16 protein-coding genes are annotated in these 18,907 nt (G+C 67.1%); 5 read left to right on the top strand and 11 right to left on the bottom strand.

Translation table 11 applies throughout. From position 1 onward, the window contains the following. Nucleotides 1-19 precede the first annotated feature (19 nt). Genes BDOA9_RS18210 through BDOA9_RS18200 form a run of 3 tightly spaced genes read left to right on the top strand, consistent with a single transcriptional unit; the run spans nt 20 to nt 3,449 of the window. Nucleotides 20-1,216, top strand: coding sequence for an MFS transporter (locus BDOA9_RS18210; RefSeq protein WP_025035395.1), 1,197 nt, complete (start codon nt 20-22; stop codon nt 1,214-1,216). Further along, the gene (locus BDOA9_RS18205) at nt 1,197-2,564 is read left to right on the top strand and encodes an amidase (RefSeq protein ID WP_025035394.1); all 1,368 of its coding nucleotides are present in this window, start codon (nt 1,197-1,199) and stop codon (nt 2,562-2,564) included. The genes BDOA9_RS18210 and BDOA9_RS18205 overlap by 20 nt, the downstream gene beginning before the upstream one ends. Nucleotides 2,565-2,588: 24 nt before the next feature. After that, nucleotides 2,589-3,449: an alpha/beta hydrolase gene (locus BDOA9_RS18200; protein ID WP_025035393.1), complete on the top strand. Its 861-nt coding sequence runs from the start codon at nt 2,589-2,591 to the stop codon at nt 3,447-3,449. Nucleotides 3,450-3,573: 124 nt separating this feature from the next. On the opposite strand, the gene BDOA9_RS18195 is transcribed toward BDOA9_RS18200, so the two are convergent. The 10 genes from BDOA9_RS18195 to BDOA9_RS18150 all read right to left on the bottom strand — a co-directional run bounded on the left by BDOA9_RS18195 (nt 3,574) and on the right by BDOA9_RS18150 (nt 14,525). Further along, nucleotides 3,574-3,906 carry a Rieske (2Fe-2S) protein gene (locus tag BDOA9_RS18195; protein WP_445291812.1) on the bottom strand — a complete coding sequence of 111 codons (333 nt, stop codon included), beginning with the start codon at nt 3,904-3,906 and terminating at the stop codon, nt 3,574-3,576. After that, nucleotides 3,899-4,603 (bottom strand): ABC transporter ATP-binding protein, encoded by a 705-nt coding sequence (locus BDOA9_RS18190; protein ID WP_025035391.1) that lies wholly within the window; start codon nt 4,601-4,603, stop codon nt 3,899-3,901. Before BDOA9_RS18190 ends, BDOA9_RS18195 begins: the two co-directional genes overlap by 8 nt. After that, complete coding sequence (locus BDOA9_RS18185; RefSeq protein WP_025035390.1) at nt 4,596-5,378, bottom strand: ABC transporter ATP-binding protein; 783 nt, start codon at nt 5,376-5,378, stop codon at nt 4,596-4,598. The genes BDOA9_RS18190 and BDOA9_RS18185 overlap by 8 nt, the downstream gene beginning before the upstream one ends. Next, nucleotides 5,378-6,421 carry a branched-chain amino acid ABC transporter permease gene (locus BDOA9_RS18180; RefSeq protein ID WP_025035389.1) on the bottom strand — a complete coding sequence of 348 codons (1,044 nt, stop codon included), beginning with the start codon at nt 6,419-6,421 and terminating at the stop codon, nt 5,378-5,380. The genes BDOA9_RS18185 and BDOA9_RS18180 overlap by 1 nt, the downstream gene beginning before the upstream one ends. Further along, a complete protein-coding gene (locus BDOA9_RS18175) occupies nt 6,418-7,290 on the bottom strand; it encodes a branched-chain amino acid ABC transporter permease (protein WP_025035388.1) in 873 nt (290 codons plus the stop codon). Before BDOA9_RS18175 ends, BDOA9_RS18180 begins: the two co-directional genes overlap by 4 nt. A gap of 306 nt (nt 7,291-7,596) precedes the next feature. Next, entirely contained in the window at nt 7,597-8,751 is a 1,155-nt protein-coding gene (locus BDOA9_RS18170) for an ABC transporter substrate-binding protein (protein ID WP_025035387.1), read from the bottom strand. 76 nt (nt 8,752-8,827) lie between these two features. Further along, nucleotides 8,828-10,015, bottom strand: coding sequence for a xanthine dehydrogenase family Fe-S subunit (locus tag BDOA9_RS18165; RefSeq protein ID WP_025035386.1), 1,188 nt, complete (start codon nt 10,013-10,015; stop codon nt 8,828-8,830). After that, entirely contained in the window at nt 10,012-10,848 is an 837-nt protein-coding gene (locus BDOA9_RS18160) for an FAD binding domain-containing protein (protein WP_025035385.1), read from the bottom strand. The genes BDOA9_RS18165 and BDOA9_RS18160 overlap by 4 nt, the downstream gene beginning before the upstream one ends. Next, nucleotides 10,845-13,238, bottom strand: coding sequence for a xanthine dehydrogenase family protein molybdopterin-binding subunit (locus BDOA9_RS18155; RefSeq protein WP_025035384.1), 2,394 nt, complete (start codon nt 13,236-13,238; stop codon nt 10,845-10,847). The genes BDOA9_RS18160 and BDOA9_RS18155 overlap by 4 nt, the downstream gene beginning before the upstream one ends. 9 nt (nt 13,239-13,247) lie before the next feature. Then, nucleotides 13,248-14,525: an amidohydrolase/deacetylase family metallohydrolase gene (locus BDOA9_RS18150; protein ID WP_025035383.1), complete on the bottom strand. Its 1,278-nt coding sequence runs from the start codon at nt 14,523-14,525 to the stop codon at nt 13,248-13,250. A 238-nt stretch (nt 14,526-14,763) separates the two neighbouring features. On the opposite strand from BDOA9_RS18150, the gene BDOA9_RS40120 reads away from it, so the two are divergent. Both BDOA9_RS40120 and BDOA9_RS18140 read left to right on the top strand, forming a co-directional pair. Then, entirely contained in the window at nt 14,764-15,207 is a 444-nt protein-coding gene (locus BDOA9_RS40120) for a MarR family transcriptional regulator (RefSeq protein ID WP_025035382.1), read from the top strand. Between the two features lie 267 nt (nt 15,208-15,474). Continuing rightward, the gene (locus BDOA9_RS18140; protein ID WP_025035381.1) at nt 15,475-16,893 is read left to right on the top strand and encodes a cytosine permease; all 1,419 of its coding nucleotides are present in this window, start codon (nt 15,475-15,477) and stop codon (nt 16,891-16,893) included. 8 nt (nt 16,894-16,901) lie between these two features. On the opposite strand, the gene treZ is transcribed toward BDOA9_RS18140, so the two are convergent. Further along, a complete protein-coding gene (gene treZ / locus BDOA9_RS18135; RefSeq protein WP_244521489.1) occupies nt 16,902-18,731 on the bottom strand; it encodes a malto-oligosyltrehalose trehalohydrolase in 1,830 nt (609 codons plus the stop codon). Between the last annotated feature and the right edge of the window lie 176 nt (nt 18,732-18,907).

The raw sequence follows: 18,907 nt of genomic DNA, 5'->3' as shown, positions 1-18,907 counted from the left end.
CTCCCGTGAGCCTGCCGCCATGGTAGCCGGAAACACGGCCGCTCCGCCAGCGCCCGCGCTGCTGCCGGCGCTGGGGGCGATGACCGGGCTGCAGGCCCTGGTCGCGCTGGCCTTGTTCGCGCCGGGCGTGGTCGCCCCGCGCGCGCATATCGAGGTGTGGCAGCTCTCGATGTTCTCCTGCGCCGTGTTCGCGGTCGGCATCCCCGCCTCGTTCTGGGGCGGCGGCTTCATCGCGCGCCTTGGCTCGCTGCGGGTCGCGAGCCTGTGCGCGGCGGCCATCGTCCTCGGCATGGCACTGGCTTCGCTCGGAACGAGCGCCGCCCTGCTGGCCGCCGGCCTCTGCATCGGCCTTGCGATGGGGCCCGAGACGCCGGCCAGCGCGGCGCTGCTGGCGCGACTCGTCACCGCCGAGCGGCGCGCCTTCGTGTTCTCGGTGCGCCAGACCGGCAACCAGATCGGCGCGGTCTGCGGCTCGCTGGCCCTGCCCGCAATCGCGATCGCGTTCGGACCGGCGTGGTGCTATGCGGCCGTCGCTACCTTGGCGCTGGTTGCGATCGCACTGTTCGAGCGGCTGCGGCCGGCCTACGCCGGCAAAGTCGCCCCGCCGCCAAAGCTCGATCTCCGCGCGCGGCTGGCGCTGGTGATTGCGGATCGGCGGATCGCGATGCTGGCGCTGGCCTCGATGCCGTTCAGCGCGATACAGGTGTCGCTCAACACGGTGTTCGTCACGCTCGGCACGCGCGAGCTCGGCCTCAGCCATATCGAGGCCGGCATGGCGCTCGCCTGCGCGCAAGCCGGCGGGCTCGTCGGCCGGCTCGGCTGGGGCTATGTCGCCATGCGCCTCGATGCTTCGCGCGCCGTGCTCGTCGTCATCGGCCTCGGCATGGCCTTCTGTGCCGCGCTGCTGGGCCTCAACGGCGCTTCGCTCGGGCGCAGCGGACAATTCATCATGGCCGCATTGTTCGGCCTGACGGCGTCGGGCTGGAACGGCGTCTTCATCGCCGAGATCGCGCGCCTCGCCCCGCAGGACCGGATTGGCGAGACCACCGGCGCGGTGCTGACCGCCTCCTATGCCGGGCTGCTCGCGGCGCCGGCGCTGGTATCGATCCTGGACGGCGTGGCGAGCCTCGGCACGGCCTTCTTCGCCCTGGCGTGCCTTGCCCTCGGCGGCACATTGGCGTTGATGTGGGGAGGCCATGACAACGCGGACACATAGCGCGCGCGAGATCGCTGCCGAAATCACCGCCGGAAGGACCAATGCCGTCGAGACCGCGACAGCCGCGCTCGGCCGCGTCGAGGCCGGCAAGGCCTTGAACGCGGTCGTCACGATCGATCCTGCACGCACGCTGGTGGATGCTGCGGCGGTCGATGATCGCCTGCGCATGGGCGAGATCATGCCGCTCGCCGGCGTGCCCGTCATCGTCAAGGACAACATCTGGGTCGCCGGCTGGCGCGTGACGCAGGGCTCACGCTTGTTCGCCGACTTTGTCGCGCCGCGCGATGCCATCGCGATCGAGCGGCTGCGCAGGGCTGGTGCCGTCGTCGTCGGCATCGGCGCGAGTTCCGAGTTCGCATGCAAGGGCGTCACCACCTCGCAGCTATACGGGCCGACGCGACATCCGCTCGATCCGGCGCTGACGCCCGGCGGCTCATCGGGCGGCCCGGCCGCGGCGGTCGCGGCCGGCCTGGTGCCGCTCGCGATCGGCACCGATGCAGGCGGCTCCAGCCGCAGGCCGCCGGCCCATGTCGGGGTCGCCGGCTTCAAGCCGTCCTACGGCGCGATCCCCTATGGGCCGGGTTTCGCCGAGCCGTTCTTCGGCCTCTCCGTGATCGCGCCGATCGCATCCGATGCGACCGACATCGCGCTGGCGTTCGAAGCCATGGTCGGCAACGATCCGCGCGATCCGGATTCAGCCGTCGTTGCGCTTGAGGCCAAAGACATCGGCACTCAGCGCATCGCGTTCTCGCCGCGCCTCGGTCTCGACGTCGCGGTTGACGACGTGGTCGCGAACGGCCTCGGCTCCGCCGTCGACCGGCTTTCCGCCGCAGGTCTGCGCATCGCACGACGCGATCCGGTCTGGCCGGCAGGCGCCACGGAGGACGCGATCATGCCGCTGCAGCATGCGGGCCTCGCGGCGCTCCATGGCGATAGCTTCCGCAAGGATCCGGCTGTGTTCGATCCTGACATCGCCAAGCAGATCGAGCGAGGTCTGTCCTGGTCGGGCGCGGAGGTTGCGGCAGCGCTGCTCGCTAGCACCGCGATCGCCAATGCCTTCGCGGCGTTCTTCACTGAGGTCGACCTGCTGCTGGCGCCGACCGTTCCCTGCGTCGCCTGGTCGCTGACGCAGCTCGGCCCTGACATGATCGGTGGAAAACCCGCAAGCCCGCGGGCCCATGCGGTGTTCACGCCCTTCGTCAATCACGCCCGCCTGCCGGCGATCTCGATTCCGTGCGGAACGGATCGGCGCGGGCTTCCCTTCGGCCTACAGATCATCGCGGCGCGCGGACAAGACCGCTCGCTCCTCGCAGCCGCGCAAGAGATCGAAGCGATCTTGCGAGCGTAGCGCCTGACGCAAACGGAGACTCCCATGGTTGAGAACGCTCATTCGACTACTCGGCCGCTCGACCCCCGCGACCGCTGGTCCGAGTTGTCCCGGGCGGAGCGCAGCGCGGCCTATGACAACAACGCGGCCGTGAAGAACAGCCCGGCCCTGATCGCCGAGCGCAATGAGACTTCGGCACGGATGCGGGGCACGCTGAAATCCCAACTCGACCTGCCCTATGGCGAGCGGGCCAACAACAAGATCGACCTCTATCCGGCCGCCAAGCCCGATGCGCCCTGCCTGGTGTTCCTGCATGGCGGCTACTGGCAGCGCAATTCGCGCGAGCTGTTCGCCATGCTGGTCGAAGGCGTCGCCGCGCATGGCTGGTCGGTCGCAATCCCCGGCTATTCGCTGGCGCCCGAAGTGTCCCTCAGCGACATCGTCGCCGAGATCCCGCGCGCACTCGACTGGCTCGCGGCGCACGGCGCGTCCTATGGAGTTGCCGGGCCGGTCGTGCTGTCGGGCTGGTCCGCCGGCGCCCATCTTGCTGCGATGGCGCTGGACCATCCGCGTGTCCATGCGGGGCTGGCGCTTTCGGGCGTCTACGATCTCGCGCCGATCCGCGATACCGGGCTGAACGACGCGCTGAAACTGACGGACGCGGAGATCGCCGCGCTGTCGCCGCTGCGCCTGCCCGTCACCCGGAAGCGCCTCGACATCGCCTATGGCAGCAGCGAGCTGCCGGCGCTGGTCTGCGATTCAATCAATTTCTTCGACAAGCGCGCAGCGGCGGGAGCGCCGGGCAAGCTCATCGCGGTCGAAGGCGCCGACCATTTCACCATTCTGGAGGCGCTGCGCCGGCCGGACGGAGTCCTGGTGGAGGCCGCGCGGCGGCTCCTGGACTAAAGAGTGCTAAAACAACCCCATGCACAGTAGCGATGCCGTTGTTTGCAAAGGCGAATTGTTTGAGCGTCGATCGAAGTCGCCTCGGCCGCTTTGACTCGTCGGGCAAAACAGGGGCATTATGGCATCATCGCCCAGGCTGCCGCCCCTGCATCTCAATCCAGATTCGCTCGCCGATGATCCGCGCCGGATAAAGCCGCAGCGGCCGGCTCGGCCATCCCGCGCTGATTGCGCCGTCGCGCAAATCGAATGATGCCGCATGGCGGGGACAATTGAGCCGCCCGGCCGTCACCTGCCCCAAGGCCAGATCAGCCTGTTCGTGCGGGCACGCACGTTCGCAGGCGACGACGTTGCCCTCGTTCCAGATCACGAGCAGGTCGCGCCCGGCGACGCGGACGATCGTCTCCGCCTTCAGCCGGTCGAGATCGCAGACGGCAATCCACCCGGTGTCGTCACCCACCGAGATAGGCCTTGCGCACATGCTCGTTCGCGATCAGCTCGCTGCCGGCGCCGGACAGCACGATGCGGCCGCTCTCGAGCAGATAGGCGTGGTCGCACATCTCGAGCGCCGCGAACGCGTTCTGCTCCACCAGCAGCACCGTGGTGCCGGCATCGCGGATGGCGCGGATGATCGCAAAGGTGCGCTCGACGATGTTGGGGGCGAGCCCGAGCGACGGCTCGTCGAACATGATCAGCCGCGGCCGCGACATCAGCGCGCGGCCGATCGCAAGCATCTGCTGCTCGCCGCCGGATAGCGTGCCCGCCGCCTGCCGGCGCCGCTCGGCGAGCCGCGGAAATTCCGTGTAGATGCGGTCGCGATCGGCCGCGATCTCGCTCGAACCACGCCGGAGGTAAGCCCCCATGTCGAGATTTTCCTCGACGCTCATATGCGGGAACACGCGCCGGCCTTCCGGACAATGCGCGATCCCGCTCGCCAGCACCCGCGGCGGCCTCGCCCCGGTGATGTCGATGCCTTCGAACGTCATCTGGCCCGAGCGCGGCGGCACCAGGCCGGAAATCGCGCGCAGCGTCGTGCTCTTGCCGGCGCCGTTGGCCCCGATCAGGGCGACCAGCTGGCCGGCCTTCACGTCGAGCGAGATGCCGCGCAGCGCGGTGACGCCGCCATAGCCGCAGACCATGTCGCGGATCTCAAGCACGTCCTGCTCCATGTCCGAGATAGGCTTCGATCACCGCGGGATCGTTGCGGATCACGTCGGGCGTGCCTTCCGCGATGATGCGGCCATAGTTGAGCACCACGATGCGGTCCGAGACGGTCATCACCATCGGCATGTCGTGCTCGACCAGCAAGATCGTGATGCCGCGGTCGCGGATACCCCGGATCAGCTCGATGAAACGGTGCGTCTCCGAGGCGTTCATGCCGGAGACGGGCTCGTCGAGCAGCAGCATCGACGGCTCCGCCGCCAGCGCCAGCGCGACGCCGACGAGGCGCTGCTCGCCGTAGGAGAGCGAGCCCGCGGCATCATGGGCGCGGCGTTCGAGCCCGACCCATTCGAGCAGCTCGCTTGCCCGCTGCCGCAGGCGGCGCTCCGAGGCGCGGGCGCCTGGCAGGCCGAGGATGGCGTCGAGCAGCCGGACCCGGCTCTGCCGGTGCAGGCCGATCATGAGGTTGTCATAGACGGTGTCGTTCGGGAACACGCTGGTGCGCTGGAAGGTGCGGATCAGGCCGAGATCGGCGATCTCGTGCGGCTTCAATCCGGCGAGCGCCGTGTTGCGGTAGGTGACGCGGCCCGCGCTTGGCGTCAGGAAGCCGGTCATGACGTTGAAGGCGGTGGTCTTGCCGGCGCCGTTCGGCCCGATCAGGCTGACGATCTCGCCCTCGCCGACCTCAAAGCTCATGTCGGAGATTGCAACCAGTCCTCCGAAGCGGACCGCGACCTGATCGATGGTCATGGCGATGCTGCGCGCATTCATCACGCCGGCTCCTTGGCAGCGGTCTCCGTGACGGTGACCGGCGGAGGCCCCGCAGGCCGCCGCCACTTCGCCAGGCGCAGTGCGAGCGAGGGCACGATGCCGCGCGGCAGCACGAACAGGATGGCGATCAGCACGCCGCCATAGGCGATCCATTGCGCTTCCGGTGCCATCACCGGACGTAGCCCCACCGGCAGCAGGCCGAAGATCAGGCCGCCGACGACGGGCCCCGCCAGCGAGCCCTTGCCGCCGGTGATGACCATGATCACCATGGTGACGGTGTTGATGAAGGCGAAGACCTCCGGATCGATGATCCGGATGTAGTGCGCATAGAGGCTGCCGGCCGCACCGGCGATCGCGGCGGAGATCACCGCGGCAATCGTCAGCGTCCTGGTCACGTCGATGCCGACGGAGACGGCGAGCGTTTCGTTCTCCATCAGGCCACGCATGGAGCGGCCGAAATGGGAATGAACGAGGCGCGCGATCAGGAGATAGGCGATGAGCGCGACGACCAGGACGAGATAGTAGTTGTGGAATTTCGTGCGCAGCGTCAGCTCGCCGAAGCCGGGCAGCGGCAATGCGATGGACGGGATGTTGGTCAGCGCCAGCGGGCCCTGCGTCAGCTCGACCCAGTTCAGCGCGACCAGCCGGACCACCTCGGCGAAGGAGATCGTCACGATGACGAAATAGGCGCCGCGGACGCGGAACGACAACAGGCCGACGAAATAGCCGCACAATCCCGCGATCAGGATCGCCAGCACGAAGCCTATGATCGGCGGCCAGGGTGCGTGGACAAGACGAAAGCCTCCGGGCAGGCCGATGTCGAAGCCGAGCGAGGTCAGTGCGCTGACATAGGCGCCGATGCCGAAGAAGGCGATATGGCCGAGGCTGAGCTGGCCGGTGAAGCCGAGCAGCAGGTTGAGGCTCATTGCGCCGATGACGAAGATTCCGGTCGTGATCAGCGCGTTGAGCAGATAGGGGTCGCGCAGCCAGAGCGGCACCGAGGCCAGCGCTGCGACGGCGAGAATGGTGACGATCGCCTTCATCCGACGCGCTCCGCGCGCGCGAACAGGCCGGTCGGCCGGAAGATCAGCACCGCGATGATGATGAGAAAGCCCATGGCGTCGCGGTAGCCCGACGAGACGTAGCCGGCGCCGAGCTCTTCGGCCAGGGCGAGGATGAAGCCGCCGATCACCGCGCCCGTGATGTTGCCGAGGCCGCCGAGGATGACGATCGCGAAGGCCTTCACCGCGGCGAGATCGCCCATCTGCGGGAAGATCACGTAGACCGGCCCGAGCAGTGCGCCCGCGGCGGCGGCGAGGCTCGAGCCGATCGCGAAGGTCGAGGTGTAGATCATGTCGACGTTGACGCCCATCAGCGAGGCCGTGTCGTGGTCCTGGAACGTCGCCCGCATCGCGCGGCCGAGGCTGGTCTTGTTGATGAGCAGATAGGTCACCAGGATCAACATGGCCGCCGCGGCGAGCACGAACAGGCGCAGCCATGAAACGGAGACCGGCCCGAGCACCAGCGGCGCCTCCGGGAATGGCGTCGTCACCGACTTGGCGACTCCGCCCCAGATCCACAGCGTGCCCGACTGCATCGCGATCCAGGCGCCGATCATCACCAGCATGGTGGTGTCGATGTCGGAGCCGCGCAGCGGACGCAGCAGGGTCAATTCGATGGCCGCCCCGAGCAGCCATCCGGCCAGCACGGCCACGGGTAGCGCCAGAAAGAAGTTGAGCCCGAGCTGCTGCACCACGATGAACATGATGTAGGCGCCGAACGTGTAGAGCACGCCGTGGGTGAAATTCACGACGTTCATGATGCCGAAGATCAAGGTGAGCCCGATGCCCAGCAGCGCATAGGTGCCGCCGAGCACGAGCATGTTGATCAGATGCTGGAGGAATTCGCTCAAGGCCGGTCCTGATGTTCTGGATGCCGGCGAAGGCCGCAACGTGCCGCCCTCGCCCGGGATTGATCGATGCTAAAGCGGAATCGCTTTAGGTTGGATCGATGACCGCGGCAGCTTGTTCACCTCTCCCGCTTGCGGGAGAGGTCGGCGCGTCCCGGGCGATGCGAAGCATCGTCCCGCGCGCCGGGTGAGGGTTCTATCCTCTTGGGGAATCCCATTGCGGAGACACCCTCTCCCCAGCCCTCTCCCGCAAGCGGGAGAGGGAGCGCACCACCTTCGTTGCTACGCCGAACCTGATCTCATCGCGCTCTAGAGCGTCTTCATCTCGATCTTGCCGTCGGCGATCTCGATGAGATAGACGTTCGGCTGGCTCTGCCCGCTCTCCTTGCCTTCGGGGCCCGACTTGCGGAACACGATGTCGCCGTTCAGCCCCTTGATGTTGATGTTCCAGAGCGCCGCCTTGATCGCGGCGGGCTCGGCCTTGCCGGCCTTCTCGATCGCGGCGGCCACGGTGCGGATGCCGTCATAGCCGCGGAAGCTTTCGGTGCAGCCGGCGAACTCGAAGCCGCGCTTCTTCCATTCCGCGACGAAGTAATTGGTGGCTTCCGGGTTCGGCGTCTTGTCCGGGAACCAGGGCAGGAAGGTCGTCAGGTGCATGGTGCCATTGGCGGCAGCGCCCGCCTGCGCGATGATCTGGTCCGGGTTCTGCGATCCGCCGGTGGTGATGATGCGCTTCTTCAGACCGAGCGCGGCGGCCTGCTTGAAGATCAGGGTCAGCTGATCGACGGCGGTCGTGACGATGACGGTCTCCGAATCCGAGCCCTTGATCTTGGAGAGCTGCGCGCTCATGTCCTGCGCGCCCTGGTCCATGGTCTCGACGAGGCCGATGGCGATGCCCTTGTCCTTCATCATCTTGCTGAAGTCCTCGGCGGTGCCGCGGCCCCAATCGTTGTTGATGACGAGGAAGTCGACCTTCTTCAGCGCGAGCTTGTCGACGATGTTCTTGAACGCGGCCGCCTCGACCGCCGAGGGCGGCGAGATGCGGAAGATGAAGGGATTGCCCGTGGTCGTGATCTTGCCGGAGGACGAGGTCTCCACCACCATCGGCGTCTCGTATTCCATCAGCTTGGGCATCACCGCGAGCGTCAGGCTCGAGCCCCAGGCGCCCATCAGCACCGGCACCTTGTCGCTGGTGATGAGCTTCTCGGCGACGGCGGCGGCCTCCGTCGGGTTGCTCTTGTTGTCCTCGATGACGAGCTCGATCTTCTTGCCGAGGATGCCGCCCTTGGCGTTGATCTCGTCGGCGGCGATCTTGGCGCCGTTGACGACGTAGGTGCCGGACGCGGCGAACGCGCCTGTGAGCGGCTCGTTGACGCCGATCTTGATGGTCTGCGCCCCTGCGGCGCCGCCAATCAAGGTCGTCGCCAGCGCGATAGTCCTGACCAGTCCGAGTGCTCGTGTCATGTTTGTCTCTCCAAATCCCACGCTGTTGATGTCTAGGCAGTCCAGGCTTCGTCACTCCGCGGCGCCGGCGCGCCGATCATTCCGCACCACCTCTTCCGAAGGCGCGGCCGAAAATCCGGGCGAGCCGGGCTCGCAAGACGTCCGATGCAACCGACCAGAAGCCGAGCTCCGCGGGAGCTGCCCTCCCCGATGGCGCACCGGACATGTGGCGGTCGAGATTTGCGGCGAACTCCGCGATCAGGCGTTTGGCGAGGTCGCGCACCAGGCCGGGCCGGCCGACCTGGGCGAGCATTCCCGTCAGCGTGTAGCCGATCGACAGTTCGACTGATGTCGCCGCGCCGTCTTCGAGCGGCAGCAGGCGGTAACGGATCTCACCCTGCGTCGCCGAATGGCTGCGCTGGTCGGTGCCGATGCCGACGATGCGTCCCGAGAGCGCCGCGGGATCCCGCTCGACGCGCGCTGCCCCCTCGAAGCTTGCTACGATCGGACCGAGCCTGACGCGGATCGATCCTTCGACGCGCTCCGACCTTAACGACGTCAGCGACACGCCGGGAAGGCAGGATGCGATGCCTGCGATATCCTCGAACATCGCGAACACCTTTGCCGGCGGATGCGGCAGCGTGAAGCGCTGATCGAGTATTGTTGCCGGCGTGAAGTCGGAGATGCTGCTTGGGGTGGCACTTTCCGATGCCGGCGCAGGCCGCGCAGGCCGCAGCTCGCTCCGGGCGGTTGCCGCTCGCCCCGAGCCGGCAGGACCAAGCACGGTCCGGCCGCCATCCGCCAGCGGCCCGACATTGCGCGCGCGCCTCGCCTCGATCACGGACTGCACCGCGCGCACGATGCCGACATAGCCGGTGCAGCGGCAGAGATTGCCGCTGAGGCCGATGCGAATCCGGCGCTCGTCGGCGTCGGGCAGACGCAGCACGAGGTCGCGCGCGGAGACAAGCATGCCCGGCGTGCAATAGCCGCATTGCAGCGCGTGCTCGCGGGTGAAGGCGGCGCGCAGCTCGGTGGTGATCTCGTCCTCGTCGAGGCCTTCGATCGTCGTGACGTCGGCGCCCTCGCAGGCTGCCGCATAGGTGATGCAGGAGCGCGCCGGAACGCCGTCGAGCAGCACGGTGCAGGCGCCGCAGACCCCATGCTCGCAGCCGAGATGGGTGCCGGTGAGATCGAGCTTGTCGCGGACGAAGTCGGCAAGGCTGGTGCGCGGCTCGGCGGGCAGCTCCACCGCGCGGCGATTGACCTGAAGCGCGATCGTGGTCATGCCGCGGCCTCCAGAACGGCGCGCTTCAACACGCTGATATGGATATGGCGCTGCGCGGCGTCGTCGATGCCGGCTTTTGCAAGGAGCACGTCAGCGACACGGGCATCGAAACGCTGCTTGTAGTCGGCGGCGATGCGGCCGCCGAACAGCTCCGCGGCATCAGTGACGACGATGGGCGTCGTATCGATGGCACCGATCACGATACGCGCCGAGGCGGCGGCGGGATCGACCAACACCGCACCGATCGCATGGGCGAATTCGCCTGTCTTGCGGCAGCTCTTGGCATAGCCCCAATGCGCGGAAGCCGTGCGCGCCGGGACATGGACCGCCTCGACGATCTCACCAGCATGCAGCGCGGATTCAAGTGCGCCGACGATGAAGGCCTCGATCGCCAGGGTGCGCGCACCGGCAAGGCTGCGCAGCGTCACGCGCGCGCCGAGGGCAGCGAGTGCCGAAATCCAGTCCGCGGCGGGATCGGCGTGGCTGAGCGAGCCGCCGATCGTGCCGCGATTGCGTACCGCGCGATAGGCGATGTTGGCGGCGACGGCCCGCATGGCGCCGCGGGTCACGTCGGCCGTGCGGCCGTCCTCGATATCGGCATGGGTGACGAGGGCGCCGAGCACCAGCTCGCCGCCGGAGACCTCTGCGCGCTTGAGTTCGGCAAGGCCGGAGATGTCGACGATCAGCTCCGGCTGCACCAGCCGGAGATTGAGCATGGGGCCGAGCGACTGGCCTCCGGCGATGATCTTTGCCGATCCATTGCTTCCGGCCAGCATCGAGAGAGCCGCGTCGAGGTCGCGCGGGCGTTCGTAAGCAAAGGGCGCCGGTTTCATGCCGCACTCCTCTCCGCCGCACGCGCGGCCAGCACGGCCGCGACGATGCGATGCGGGGTGATCGGCGATTGCATCAGCTCGACGCCGAGCGGGCGCAGCGCGTCGTTGACGGCATTGGCGATGGCGGCGGGCGGCGCGATGGCCCCGCCCTCGCCGATGCCCTTGACGCCGAACTGTGTGTAAGGCGATGGCGTCTCCATGTGATCAAGGCGCGCAGCGGGAACCTCGGTCGGCCCGGGCAGCAAATAATCCGCGAGCGTCGTCGCCAGCGGCTGGCCGGAGGCGTCGAACGGCATTTCCTCGTAGAGCGCGGTGCCGATACCCTGGGCGAGGCCGCCATAGATCTGGCCGTCGACGACGAGCGGATTGACCAGCACGCCACCGTCCTCGACGATCACGTAGTCGAGGATCTCGACCTCGCCGAGATCGGAGTCGACCGCGACGACGGCGGCATGCGCGGCATAGCTGAAGGTGCCGCTGTCGCGTACCGGCTTGTAGCCTTGCGTCACCTCGAGCCCGCCAGGATCGACGTCTACAGGCAAATCCTGCGGGCGGCGATACCAGGTGTGGGCGATAGTCTGGATGCTGACGCTGCCGTTGACGCCGCGCACCTCGCCGTTCTGCAACACCACGGCGGCCGGATCGTGCTGCAGGAGTTTCGCGCCGATGCGGCGCGCACGTTCGCCGAGCTCGCGGCAGGCGGCCGCGACCGCACCACCCGCCATCACCATCGAGCGCGAGCCCCAGGTGCCGGTCGAATAGGGCGTCATCGCGGTGTCGCCGAGGATGATACGCACCTTGGCAACATCCACGCCGAGGATTTCATGCGCGACCTGCGCGAGCGTGGTCTCCATGCCCTGCCCGTGCGAGTGCACGCCGACGCGCAGTTCAAGGCCGCCGTCCGGCGTCAGCCGGGCGGAAGCCTGTTCGTGGCCCGGCACCATCGGGATGCCCCAGCCGGAATAGACCGAGGTGCCGTGCGCGGCCTGCTCGCAATAGATGGAGACGCCGACACCAATGCGGCGGCCGTCGGCCTCGCCCTGCTCTTGCCTGGCGCGGATGGCGTCGATGTCGATGGCTGCGAGCGCGCGGCGCATCGCTTCCGGATAGTCGCCGCTGTCGAAATGCTTCCTGGTGATGTTGTCGAACGGCATCTGCTCGGGGCGTACCAGATTGCGCAAGCGGACCTCACCGGGTTCGAGACCGGCTTCCGCCGCCACGAGATCCAGCATCAATTCCAACGCAAAGCAGACGCCGGTGCGCGCGACGCCGCGATAGGGCAGGATCGGGCATTTGTTGGTCGCGACCGAGAAGGTGCGGCAGCGATAGGCCGGCATCTTGTAGGGGCCGGGCAGGATGCTGGCGACCTGTGCGGCCTCCAAGCAGGCCGAGAACGGATAGGACGAGTAGGCGCCGGAATCCACCGTCGCTTCGCAATCGATGCCGCGCAACGTGCCGTCGCTGTCGGCATAGACCGTGATCCTGTAGTGATGCTCGCGACAATTGGAGCTGGCGACGAGATGCTCGCGGCGGTCTTCGAGCCAGCGCACCGGATGGCCGCAGCGCATCGTCAGCCAGGACAGGCAGACCTCTTCGGGCAACAAAATGCCCTTGTGACCGAAACCGCCGCCGACATCGGGCGAGATGACGCGGATCCGGCCCTCCTCCATGCCGAGGCATTCGGCAAGGCCGCTGCGCGTGATATGCGGCATCTGCGCCGCCGAATGCAGCGTGAGCTGGTCGAGCCTCGGATCGAACGTCGCGACCACGCCGCGGCCTTCCAGCGGCGACATGCACTGCCGCGCCGTCGAGATCTCGCGCGTCACCTTGATCGGCGCATCGAGCGCTGCGGAGATGTCGACCTCGTAATTGGTCTCCAGGAAGACGTTGTCGCCCCAATGCTCGTGCACCAGCGCCGAGCCTGGCTCGCGCGCCTTCAGCATGTCATGGATCGCCGGCAGGTCCTCCAGATCGAGCGTCACGGAGGCTGCGATGTCCTCCGCCTCGGCGCGGGTCGGCGCGAGGCACATCGCGACGAGCTCGCCGACCTGGCGCACCTTGCCGGTCGCGAGCACCGGCTGCTCGGAGATCTTGAAGCCAGGGAGCCCTGACACCGCACGGATCGGCTTGATGCCGACGAGATCGGCCGACGTGAAGACACTGCCGCGATAACGTTCGGGCACATCGATGCCGCGGATGCGCGCATGCGCCAGCGGGCTGCGCACGAAGGCGACGTCCTGAAGGCCGGCGAGCCTGACGTCGCCGACATAGAGGCCGCGGCCCCGCATCAGGCGGTCGTCTTCCTTGCGCGGCAGCCGTGCGCCGACGCCCTGCCCGGTCTCTCGTTGCGGAAATTCTCGCTCGTTACGCAACTCGGCGTTCTCCTTCACCGCCCGGCCTTATGCCGCGACGGCCTGCGGCAGGATCGGTGCGACCGCGTCGAAGCGGGTGCCGGCGCGCAGGCAGAAGGCCGGCTGCAGCAGGCGCTCGGCGATCACCTCGTTGTTCTCGTTGTCTTTGAGGACGAAGCGGCCGTTTCTCTCCGCGAGCACGGAGACGTCGGCGTCCATGCCGACCCTGAGCGCACCGATCTCGCCGCTGCGGCCGAGCATTTTCGCGGGATTGGAGGTGACCATCGGCACCACCTGCTCCAGCGTCAGGCCGAGCGCCATCATCGAGCTCATCGCCTGGACCAGGCTGAACTTGGCCTGGCCGGCGAAGGGATGGTTCTCGTCGTCCTCATGCTGGTCCGGCGTTCCCGCCGGCGCCGGCACATGGGTGTTGTAGCCGTGGATGTCGGCACCTAACGTGGTCGGCATGATGCCGGCAGCGATCGCCTTCTTCGCGAGCCGATAGGAGAAGTGGCTGCCGTGGCCGACATCGACCTTGAGGCCGCGGTCGAGCGCGGCCTGGATCACCGGATGCACCTCGCCCTCGCGGTTGACGAAGCCGCCGGGATGGCGCGTGAAGGGATGAGCAAGGATGTCACCCTCGCGCAAGAGCGGGATGACGCGGGTGAGGATGGTGTCGGCGTCCTCGCCGTTGGCGCCGCTCTCGGGCAGACCCCAGAGCTGGCCGAAATGCACATAGACCGGCAGGTCGGCGCGCTTGCCGATCTCGGCCGCCATCTCGATGACGCGGATGCCCCAGCGCGCGAAGCCGCCGATCTCGGCGTGAGCCTTGATGCCGCGCACGAGATCGAGATTGGCGGTTGCCGCCTTGACGGTCGCGTCGATGTCGACGCCGTCGGGGCTATAGAGCTGCGGATAGAAATGGCCCTCGAGTCCGCCGACGAGATAGGCGGAGATGAACGCATAGACGCGCGAGGCCGCTGCTTCCGCGATGAAATGGCGGAAGCCCGGCAGCGTCATGCAGGACGGACCGCCCTGATCGACCAGCGTCGTCACGCCAGACTGCACGCCCACCATGTCGGGGTTCATGCCGAAGCGTCCCGAGACATATTGATAGACATGGGCGTGGGTGTCGATCAGACCCGGCAGCACGAGCTTGCCGCTGACATCGACGACCTCCTTCGCGCTGGTCGGCAGAATGTCGGATGCGACCGCCGCGATCTTGCCATTGCGGATGGCGACGTCCTTGAGGCCATCGACGCCGGAGGCCGGGCAGATCACGCGACCGCCTCGCAGCAGAAGGTCGAAGCTGGCAGTGACGGACATGGCGCTCTCCTTACTCTCGCGCAGGCGGTTGCCCCGCTCTCGAAATACGAAGCATGCTTCGTATTTTGACATTACGAAGCATGCTTCGCATTTGGACAAAAGCAAGCTTCGTGCCATGATGCTGTTGTGGCGGGCGCGTTCGAATCGAGCTAAGCGCGAACGGTTTTCGGGGTTGGGAGAGCGTGCATTGCGGCAAGCCAGGAAAAGTCGCAGCGGGGGCAAGCACCGCCCCTGGCCATTGTCGGAACGGCCCGGCTATCTGATCCGCCGGCTGCACCAGATTCACGTCGCGCTGTTTCAGGACGCCTGCGGGGAATTCGAGGTCACGCCGCTGCAATACAGCCTGCTCTCGGCGCTGGCGGTGCGCGAAACAGCCGATCAGACCACTTTGGCGGCCGATATCGCGCTCGATCGCACCACGACGACCGGCGCATTGAAGCGGCTCGCCGCGCGGAACCTGGTCGAGCGCGCGGTGAACAAGGACGATCGGCGCGCGCGATTGTGCCGCCTGACGCCCGCCGGTGCCGCGCTGCTGGTGAGAATCGAGGGCGCGGCACGGCGGGCGCATCGCGCAACGCTCGGCGATTTGAGCCAGCGCGAACAGGCGCTCTTCATCGAGATGATGCAGCGCATCGTCGCCGGCAATCCCAGTCGCGACAGCGCCGCTGCCCTATTCGACTAGCGGCGCGTGCTGCGCTTTTGAGTTGGGCTGCTTAATTTATCATCGTACCGCTGCCCGGCCGTGCACCGATCGCCACCATCGGGCGGCAGGTCCGGTGTGCCGCGGCAAGCCGGCGCAGCAGCCTGGCCCGCGCTCGAAAACGCAGTCGCATCCGAGGCGCGCCTCGTTGCATTCGGCATCGAAACGCGCCCTCCCCGGCCGCACCGCTAGTCCATGGCACGATTTATGCTGCGATGATGCGAAGCGTGCTTCGTATTGGGGGATCTCATGACGGATACCGAACTTCGCGCTGATATTCACAGCATCGAGCCGATCCCGGACGCGGACCGGGACTCCACCGGGCCGCAGCAGATGTGGATCTGGGCCGGCGCCAACATCGCGCCGGTGAACTGGGCGCTCGGCGCGCTCGGCATCATCCTCAAGCTCGGCCTGATGGAGACGATCGCGGTCATCGTGCTCGGCAACATCGTGGGCTGCGCGATCTTCGCGACCTTCACGGTGATGGGACACAAGACCGGCGTCAACCAGATGGTGCTGAGCCGGTCCGCCTTCGGCGTCCGCGGCGCCTACCTGCCGAGCATCCTGATGTTCCTGATGACGCTGGGCTGGATCGGCGTCAACACCTACTTCCCCGTCAAGGTCTCGATGGGCATCCTCGGCCAGTTCGGCGTACCCGACACCTGGTTGATCGAGATGGTCGTCATCACGCTGGTGATGGCGGTGCAGGTGCTGATCGGCGTCTACGGCTTCTACGCAATCCGCACCTTCGAGAAGTACACGGTGCCGCCGACCATCGCCATCATGGTGCTGATGAGCGTGCTGGCCTGGACGCGGCCCGGCGTCGTCAACTGGAACCTGACCACCTCGCTGCCGCCCGGCGCGCATCTGGCGATGCTGACGATGCTGATGACCGCAATCGGCGTCGGCTGGGGCATCTCCTGGGTCACCTGGGCCTCCGACTATTCGCGCTTCGTGCCGCGCTCGACGCCCTCGAAAGCCGTGTTCTGGTACAGCTATGTCGGCATGTTCGTGCCGACGGTCTGGCTCGGCATTCTCGGCGCGACCATTGCCTCGACGACGCTGGACACGGACCCCGCCAAGATGGTCAGCGCGGTGTTCGGCGGTCCCGTCAGCATCCTCGTGCTCCTGATGGTGCTGCACGGCCCGATCGCCACCAACATCCTCAACGTCTATTCGGCGGCGCTGGCGGCCTTAAGCGCAGGGCTGAAGCTCTCGCGCTTCTGGCTCACAATCATCGTCGGCGTCGCCGGCTATCTGGTGACCCTCTACTTCATCTTCGCGCCGTCCTTCGCGAAGGCGTTCGACCATTGGATGATCAGCCTGCTGTTGTGGATGAGCCCGTGGGCCGGCGTGGTGCTCGCCGACTTCTACATCAAGCGCAAGGGCAAGATCGAGGTGGCCGAGCTCTATCGCTCGCCGGAGACCAGCGCCTATGGCGACATCAACTGGGCCGGCATGATCGCGTTCTTCGCCGGCCTCGTTGCCGGGTGGCTGGTGGAGGACGGCCTCGTCAGCGCATTGCAGGGGCCGGTCTCGATCTATCTGCTCGGCGGTGCCGACCTGAGCTGGCTGTTCGGAATCGGCGTGGCAGGCCTCGTCTATCTCGGGCTCGGCAAGTTCGCGACCTCGCCGACGCCGGCTGTCGCGAGCCGTGCCGGAGGGTAGCCCGCTCGTCAGCGCTTGCGGCCAAGCCTCACGATCATGTCGCCGGGCGCAAGTGCTCCGGCGACATGAGGACGCAATCGCCACAGGCTCTCGCCGTCGACCAGCGAGGGCATCGGCAGTTCGTGGTCGGCGAAATTGGCGACGATCTGCAGAACGTCGCCCTGCTCCGTCTGCCAGCGCACATCCACGCCGCCCATGCGGGGATCGGTACCCAGCAGCTGTCGCTGCGCCGAAACAAACCCGCGTTTGACCAGCGGGACGATCTTCTCGCGCCTTATCGTCAATAGCTGCGTCGTCAGCGTCCGGAACCTTGTGCCAGTGGGCGATTGCTCGATGCTGGTCCAGTCCAGCCTGGAGGCAAGGAAGGTTCTCTCGTCGCACGGGTCCGGGATCCCGGCGCGCGTTTCGGGCGACGCGAAGGCCTTGAAGTGTGAAAACTCCTTGCGGCGGCCCTCCCGCGTCAGTTCGGCAGCCTCGCCCGTCCAGTCGGCGAAGAACAGGAAGGGCGTTTCGGCGGCCGCTTCCTCGCCCATGAACAGCATCGGAATATGCGGGCTGAGCAGAACCAGTGCGAGGGCCAGCTCCAGCCTGTCCGGACCGACCAGCCCGGACAGCCGTTCCCCGAAGGCGCGGTTGCCGATCTGGTCGTGGTTCTGGGCGAAGAAGATGGTGGCTTCCGGCGGAAGATAAGCACTCGGCTCGCCGCGCGGCGCCTCGTGCAGCGGAAACACCTCGCCCTGATAGGCAAAGCCCTCGGTGAGGGATCGCGCCAGATGCTCGAGCGGCTTGTCCGCAAAGGCCCGGTAATAGCCTTCGTCCTCGCCGGTGAGCAGGACGTGGAGCGCGTTGTGGAAATCGTCGCCCCATTGCGCGTCGTAGTACGTCGCCCGTCCTTGTGAACGCGCGAGCAGGTGCGCCTGATTGGCCTCGTTCTCCAGCATCAGATGGACGCGCCGGCCCGCCAACTGACTGCGCAGGGTCTCGGCGAGCTCGACCAGGAAATGACGGTCCGAATCGTCCTTCAGCGCATGCACGGCATCGAACCGCAAGCCGTCGAACCCATAGTCGCGCAGCCACATCAGCGCATTCTCGATCAGGAATCCACGCACGAACGCGCCGTCGGCGCCTTCCAGGTTGACGGCGGGCCCCCAGCCGGTGGTGTGGCGCGGGTTGAAGAAGTTCTCCGCATAGAGATGCAGATAGTTCAGCTGCGGTCCGAAATGGTTATAGACGACGTCGAGATAGACCATGATGTCGAGGGCATGCGCGGCGCGCAGCAGGTGCTTGAGATCCTCCGGCCGGCCGTAGCGGGCATTCGGCGCGTTCAGGAGCACGCCGTCATAGCCCCAATTGTGCCGGCCGGGGACGTCGTTGAGCGGCATCAGCTCGATGGCGGTGATGCCGAGATCGCGAAGATAAGGCAGCCTCTTCGCGACGCCGGCATAGGTCCCCTCCTCGCTGAACGTGCCGACATGCAGCTCATAGATCACCGCTTCCGCCCAGGGGCGGTCCGGATAGAGCACCGGGTCCCTCAACGCGGCCGTATCGACCACCTCGCTCGGCGCGCCGACATCGTCCGGCTGGAAGCACGAGGCGGGATCGGGCACGACGAGATCGTCGTTGATCCTGAACTGATAGCGCGTGCCGGCGCGCGCGGTGTGGCTGAGCAGCTGGTACCAGCCGTCCGCATCGCGCGGCATCTTCCGTGGCGGCTGGCCGATTTCGAGCAGCTCGACCGATCGCGCCGTCGGCGCCCACAGGTTGAACAAGACCCCGTGATCGACGATCTGGGGACCATGGCGCCGACTTTGCTCGGCCTTTCCCAGTCTTTGATTCAAGCCCGTCGCCTTTCGCCGCATGCCCGCCTTGGCACGCTTCAAGATCGCTTGCGCGCGTTGGGGCGACAAAGCGGAGCCGCGTGCGTTCGTTCCTCCGCGGCGCCGGCGCCGGACATTTGCAGCGCGACGGGAACGGAATCAGCCGCGCGACGGTTACCATCCCACACAGGAGCCGT

The organism is Bradyrhizobium sp. DOA9 (assembly GCF_000617845.2).
Taxonomy (GTDB): domain Bacteria; phylum Pseudomonadota; class Alphaproteobacteria; order Rhizobiales; family Xanthobacteraceae; genus Bradyrhizobium.
The sequence above is the reverse complement of the archived record's forward strand: the minus strand, read 5'-3'. Positions and strand labels throughout refer to the sequence as shown.